Source organism: Haliscomenobacter sp. (assembly GCF_040403615.1).
Lineage (GTDB): Bacteria > Bacteroidota > Bacteroidia > Chitinophagales > Saprospiraceae > Haliscomenobacter.
Genome location: NZ_JBBAKG010000183.1, coordinates 1 through 6,779 on the forward strand (window position 1 = coordinate 1; position 6,779 = coordinate 6,779).

The 6,779-nt window shown below is 45.6% G+C and carries 5 protein-coding genes; 4 read left to right on the forward strand and 1 reads right to left on the reverse strand.

Features of this window, described 5'->3' with window-relative positions; all coding sequences use genetic code 11:
• A partial coding sequence (locus tag ABW391_RS28070; RefSeq protein ID WP_353485224.1) for a tetratricopeptide repeat-containing sensor histidine kinase occupies window positions 1–1,919 on the forward strand: 1,919 nt, incomplete at its 5' end.
• A 156-nt stretch (window positions 1,920–2,075) separates the two neighbouring features.
• Window positions 2,076–2,684: a response regulator transcription factor gene (locus tag ABW391_RS28075; protein ID WP_353485225.1), complete on the forward strand. Its 609-nt coding sequence runs from the start codon at window positions 2,076–2,078 to the stop codon at window positions 2,682–2,684.
• A gap of 2 nt (window positions 2,685–2,686) precedes the next feature.
• Here the strand turns inward: ABW391_RS28075 and ABW391_RS28080 are convergent, their stop codons facing one another.
• A complete protein-coding gene (locus ABW391_RS28080) occupies window positions 2,687–2,995 on the reverse strand; it encodes a hypothetical protein (protein ID WP_353485226.1) in 309 nt (102 codons plus the stop codon).
• 170 nt (window positions 2,996–3,165) lie between these two features.
• Here ABW391_RS28080 and ABW391_RS28085 point away from each other — a divergent pair, with 170 nt between their 5' ends.
• Together ABW391_RS28085 and ABW391_RS28090 are read left to right on the forward strand one after the other, a co-directional pair.
• Entirely contained in the window at window positions 3,166–4,518 is a 1,353-nt protein-coding gene (locus ABW391_RS28085) for an erythromycin esterase family protein (RefSeq protein WP_353485227.1), read from the forward strand.
• 150 nt (window positions 4,519–4,668) lie between these two features.
• Window positions 4,669–6,779, forward strand: a 2,111-nt coding sequence (locus ABW391_RS28090) for a glycoside hydrolase family 3 protein (protein WP_353485228.1), incomplete at its 3' end; no start/stop codon positions are given.

Sequence of the window (6,779 nt, forward strand, 5' to 3'; positions counted from 1 at the left end):
TGAAAGGAAGAATTTATTTTGAAATGAATAAGTCCGATAGTGCCATCCTTGTTTTGAATGAGGCTATTGGGATTGCAAAACAGGGAAACTACGATCGGGTTGAAGCTATTGCGGAAGAGGGTTTAGCCAGAATTTATATGAATACCAAGCAGTATGGGTTGGCCATGCAACATTACCGGAGGTATTCTTCCTGGAGCCTTGCACGTGCAAAACCAAAGACTCAGGTTGAAACCTGCCTTCAACTTGTGCAAATTTATACCCGAAAATTGGAACCGGATAGCATCCTTTACTACCTGCGCCGGGGCATTGGCATTGCTGAAGGAAGAGATTTTCCAGTTCTGAAATACAAGCTTTTTCAGATGGCTGGCTTGATTTGGAACAACATGAATCGACCAGATTCGGCATTGCATTATTACCGCAAAAATCTGGCATTGCTGGATCGCTCCCCCGTGGTGGATCGAAAAATTTTTGTGTACGTATGCATGGCTCATGTTTTTTTGGACAACCACAACCCTCAACGTGCCAGGAAGTACCTTCTTGATGCACAACGCCTGCTGAAATCAGCTGAATCCGCATTTCCCAAAGCCATGCTGCGGTATTACGAAGGCTTGACCCTAATCGTAGAAAAAAAGGAAAATGCAGCAGTTCCTGTTTTGGAACAAGCATTAAGTGCGTACAAAAAACTACCATATCCAAAACGACATCGGGTAATGCAAGCCCGCTGTTTGAGGTCATTGGCCGAAGCCTACCACGTTTTGGGGGAAAATGAAAAAGCACTTGAATATTTAAGATTGTCTAAATCCATGAATTTGAAGGTGTTTCAAAGGTACAACGAGCTACAAAGCGAATTGATGGAAGCGGCTATTCTCAGTGATCAAGATGCCATTCGTGCTTCAGACGAGTTGTTGTTGGAAAACCTGGTTTGGGCCAAAAAATCCTACAACCTCAATTACCAGATGGCGTTGTACGAAACCCTAGCGGCCAATGAGCGAAAAAAGAAAAACTACGCCCAAGCCATCGCTTACCTGGACAAAGTTAAAGCATTGGAGCAGGAGCTTGATCCTATCCTTCAGGCAAGTAGGCTCAACAACAATGAGACCCAATTGGAAGTGGCGGAGCACCAAAAATCCATAGGTGAATTAAAGAACCTCAATCAGCAAAAAGGACTTCACCTGGAAAATACGCGGAGGTGGATTTTGTGGTTATTGGGAGGATTATTGATGTTGTCGCTGGCAACCTTTGCCATATTGCGCAGCAAGCGCCGCTTGTCAACCGAAAAACGGGCACTTTCCGTAGCCTTGCAAGAAAAAGAACTCCTGCTTAGAGAAATCCACCATCGGGTCAAAAACAACATGCAAGTCATTTCTTCCTTGCTCAATTTGCAAGCGCGAAGTGTACAAGATCCGGTGGCGCTCAAAGTCATGAGAGAGGGGCGCGATCGGGTGCGCTCGATGGCACTCATTCACCAAACCCTTTATCAGAACAACGATTTTAGCACCGTCGAAACCAAAGACTATTTCCTCAAACTGGCCGAAAGCCTTTTCCATACCTACAATATCGATCAGGATAGGGTACAGTTGATCGCCCAAATTGAACCCCTTAAATTCAATGTCGACATTATGATTTCCTTGGGGCTGATTCTCAATGAATTGATCAGCAATACCTTGAAGTATGCGTTCCCGGATGAGCAAATGGGTGTAGTTCGGATTTCCCTTTCCACCAATGAGGACAACGTTGAGTTAAAAGTGGAGGACAATGGTGTCGGATTTCCTGTTAACTTTGCCCCGGATGCTGCGCGTTCCATCGGCTTTTCATTGATCAATGCCTTTACCCAAAAGTTGGGCGGATCATTGCAACTTGCCAATGCTGAAACAGGAGCCCACGCAAGATTGATTTTTCCGCTTAGGGCCGGATTTTAAATAAAGTTACAAAGTTGACTCGGCTATTTTTTGATTTGGTAAGGCGCGAGGAAGGCGCATAGCCAGCCTACGCAACTGACGAGTAACGCAGCAAAATCAAAAAAGAGCCCAGTCAGAATGTAACTTTATTTAAATTCCGGCCCTAAACAATGCGGCATGAGTAAATTTTCAATATTGATCGTAGAGGACGAACCCTTGATCGCCCACGATTTGGAAGCAGCTTTGAATAATCTGGATTATTCGGTATGTGGCCTCGCATACAATCCTGTCATGGCTTTGGATAAACTGGCCCAACAACAAGCAGATCTGGTCATTCTGGATGTTCATCTTGGCTCAGGTCAGGCAGACGGAATTTCGATTGGTCAAGTGATCCATGACAAATACCATTTGCCTTTCATTTACCTCACTTCATTTACCGACCGTGCGACCTTGGATCGGGCCAAGCAAACCTTCCCCATGGCCTATCTGGTCAAACCTTTTGAAGAAGACGAACTGTTTCGCACCCTTGAAATTGCCCTCTTCACCTATAGTCGCCTCCATCCACGCAACAACAATGACCTACAACGCTTCAACGCCAAATTGGAAGATCCGCTCAGTCCCAAAGAAATGGAAGTATTGGCCGATTTGTTGGCCTGCTTGACCAATCGCCAGATCGCTGAAAAACACTTCCTCAGCGTGAACACCATCGGGACGCACGTCAAGAATATTTTTTCAAAATGTAAAGTGAACGGCAGAATGGAATTGTTGACAGCAGTACAGGGGTGAAATTACCTCAGCCATTCTTGCAGAAAGATTTCCAGTACTTCAAAACAAATGCGCAAAAACCCAGGGATCAAAAACATGCCCACCCAGTAGCCCCAACGGTACCAGCCAGTGTGTAGCGGGGCATAGTAATGCCTGCCAGAAAACAAGCCAATAATTCCATTCTGCACGGCAAAAAATCCATGCTTGACACCGCCCCAAAAACCATACGTCACGGGTGGATCAATCCAGGCTGTATAGGCAGCCAATAAGAACATGATGGCAACTAACGTGAAAAGAAACAGGATATAAAGGCGTTGAGCAGGTGTAAACATAGGTTGACATAGATTTGAAGCAATGCTCAAAATTAGGAAGGTTTGTCAAGTCTGGGATCACCCAAACAGGTGATTGTTGAAAACTCATTTTCTAACAATTCAACGAACAACATTTTAAATAAGTTTGTTATTAAAATTACATCTTTTCGTTCAATTAAAAAGCAAGTTATATGCAACGCAGTACTACCTTTTCTCAGCTGTTTATTGCATTAATTTTAATGATTTCTTGCGCTAAAAAAGAGGAGACGGAAGTTTTGTCCCCCCAAGACACCATCGAACTGAAACTGATTAAGGAGCTAGAAGCAAGCCTTTTGCCACTGGCTGGTGCAGATCCTAGCTTACCAGGAACAGATTTATCTTTTTTTTCACCCTTGGGGCAAGCTAAAATTGTAGGTATGGGTGAAGCAACCCACGGTACCCGGGAATTTTTTCAAATGAAACACCGCTTGTTCCAATACCTCGTAGAAAAACATGGTTTCCGCATTTTTGCTTTTGAATATGATTTTGGTGCTTGTTTGATTCTTGACGAAATGTTGCAAACTGGACAAGGCAGTATGAGGGATTACATGCAGCAGTCCATGGGATTTTGGACATGGCGTACGGAGGAAGTGCTGCAGTTTTTTCAATGGATGCAGGATTACAACCGCAACAAACCCGTAGACCAAAAAATCCACGTGGTAGGTGTTGATTGCCAAATGATGCAGTACGGCATCCCACAACTGGTCAAAATGCTTCAACAATACGATCCCAATTATGCCAAAAGTGTCAACGAACGTTTGGGGAGTCTTGCCAAAAACAGTCTTTATCCCGGTGCAACTTTTTCCACCATCCAATCTTTACGGAGTCCTGTTTTGCCTAAACTCAATGAAGTGGGACGCGAATTACAAGAACGCGCTAACAACATTGCCAAAGCTACTTCTCCAGCCTACAACCAACAGATTCAACATTTGTTTCAAACCCTCACTCAAGCCGAAATAGTGCAATACAGTTTGGTCATTACCCCTGACAACGGCATTATTTTTCGTGAAAAATACATGTCGGACAATACCTCCTGGATTTTTGAGCAATACGGGAATGTAAAAATTGCCTTATGGGCACACAATGAACATGTGGCCAATAATGACCGCTATTCCAACATAAGCACACCTTCGCAAGGTGGGCACCTGCGCAACAAATATGGCAACGAATACCAGGTAGTTGGTTTCAGCAAAGCAAGTGGCCAGTTTTCAGTGGTTAATTTAACGAGCAAACGTTTGGAAACCATGACCGTCAGTGCACCTTTAAAGCCCTCCATCAATTATTTATTCTCCTTGGCCAAAGAAAAAAACTATGTCTTGAAAATTAGCGATTTACAGGCAAAGCCCAATTGGCAACAGCATCTTGCCAGCCCACAACCTTTTTTGTCTATTGGGGCAGGCTTTGATGCCTCCCAAGTGGATGCCTTTTTTCGTGCCATTCCCCTTGATCGGTACTATAATTTTGTCATTCATTTCAACCAAACCACTGCCACAAAATTATTGTAGCGCAATTTGTAGTGTCTGGTAGCTACCATTTCAAGGATGACCCATCGATCATTCCCACCCAATTTTCTAAATTCCAACCCCAATAATATAATCATCAGGCTACCTGATGACATGATTTGTATATTGCAAGCAGTTTAAAAAATCAAAGTCATGCAAAAACTCTGCACTACATTTATCCTCCTGATCAGCTCAATTTTCGTTTTTGCGCAGCAAAAATGGACCGAAAAACAAATAGAAAATTTCGCCTTGATTAACCAAAGGGGCAAGACCCTGGCCTATTCTCCTTCTTCAGGCATGAAAATACTCACCGTAAACGATCTGGCCTTTAAAGACCTCAACAAAAACGGCCAGCTCGATCCTTACGAAGACTGGCGCCTGCCCGCCGATGCCCGCGCCAAAGACCTGGCCTCCAAAATGAGCATAGAACAAATTGCTGGTTTGATGCTGTACAGCCGCCACCAATCCCTTCCAGCACGCTCAGGTGGCTATTTTGCTGGTACCTACAAAGGCAAACCTTTCCAAGAAAGTGGGGCCAAACCGGAAGACCTGAGCGACCAACAAATCGAGTTTTTAATCAAAGATAACTTGCGGCACGTACTCATCACCACGGTGCAATCTCCCGAAATTGCCGCAAGGTGGAACAACAACATGCAGGCCTTGGTAGAAGGAACTGGCTTGGGCATTCCTGCCAACAACAGCTCTGACCCTCGCCACGGCACCGTTGCCAACGCGGAATACAACGCTGCGGCTGGTGGTGCTATTTCGATGTGGCCGAGTTCGCTGGGCATGGCTGCAACCTTTGATCCAATCCTCGTAACGCGTTTTGGCCAAATTGCCGCTACAGAATACCGGGCCTTGGGCATCACTACTGCCCTTTCGCCTCAGGTTGACATTGCTACCGATCCTCGTTGGAGCCGCACCAGCGGTACCTTTGGAGAAGACCCCTACCTTGCTGCTGCGATGGCCAGTGCCTATTGCAATGGGTTTCAAACCTCTACTGGATATGGTGCCGACCCAGACGGCTGGGGAATGTACAGTGTAAACGCCATGGTAAAACACTGGCCGGGTGGAGGCTCAGGCGAAGCTGGCCGCGACGCACATTATGCAATCGGTAAGTTTGCAGTATACCCTGGAAAACAATTCAAAACCCATTTTATCCCCTTCACCGAAGGTGCCTTCAAATTGCAGGGTAAAACCATGATGGCCTCGGCCATCATGCCTTATTACACCATTTCCTGGGACCAGGATACCAAGAACAAAGAGAACGTGGGCAACAGTTACAACCGCTACATCATCCAGGATTTGTTGCGCGACAAATACAAATTCGATGGCGTAGCCTGCACCGACTGGGGCATCACTGGAGACGAAACTGTCCTGGACAATTTAACTGCTGGCAAACCCTGGGGCGTCGAAAAACTAAGCTTAGCCGAACGCCATTACAAAATTTTGATGGCCGGAGTAGATCAATTTGGCGGCAACAACGAAGCCAAACCCATCATTGAAGCTTATGCCATTGGGAGCAAAGAACATGGGAAAGCCTGGATGCGTGCCCGCATGGAACAATCCGCTGTACGTTTGTTGAAGAATATCTTCCGGGTGGGTTTGTTTGAGTTTCCTTACGTAGTTCCTGAAACCACCAAATTGATCGTAGGTCAACCCTCCTACATGAAGTCAGGTTACGAGGCTCAATTGAAGTCAATGGTATTGCTGAAAAACCAAAAACAAGCTTTGCCACTCAAAACGGGCATCAAGGTGTATGTTCCGAAAAAATTTACTCCCGCTGGCCGCAACTTCATGGGTGTAGAAACGCCTGAAAGATTGGATTATCCAGTGAACATCGAAATTGTCAAAAAATACTTTACCGTTACGGACAACCCTGATGAGGCCGACGTCGCCCTAGCCTTCATCAGCAGCCCCAACTCGGGCATTGGTTATAGCGCTGAAGATGTGAAAAAAGGTGGCAATGGCTACCTCCCCATCAGCTTGCAATACGGTGAATACAAAGCCACCGAAGCTCGGGGAGTCAGTATTGCTGGTGGCGACCCACTGGAAAAATCGACCAACCGCAGCTACAAGGACAAAACCAATCAAGCCATCAACCATACTGACCTGGGCATGGTGACGGATACCTATGACAAAATGAAGGGCAAACCGGTCATCGTGTCCATCACTATGGACAATCCGATGGTATTCAACGAATTTGAAAGCAAAGCCAACGCAATTTTGGTTAATTTCAGGGTTCAGGATCAGGCCATTCTCGA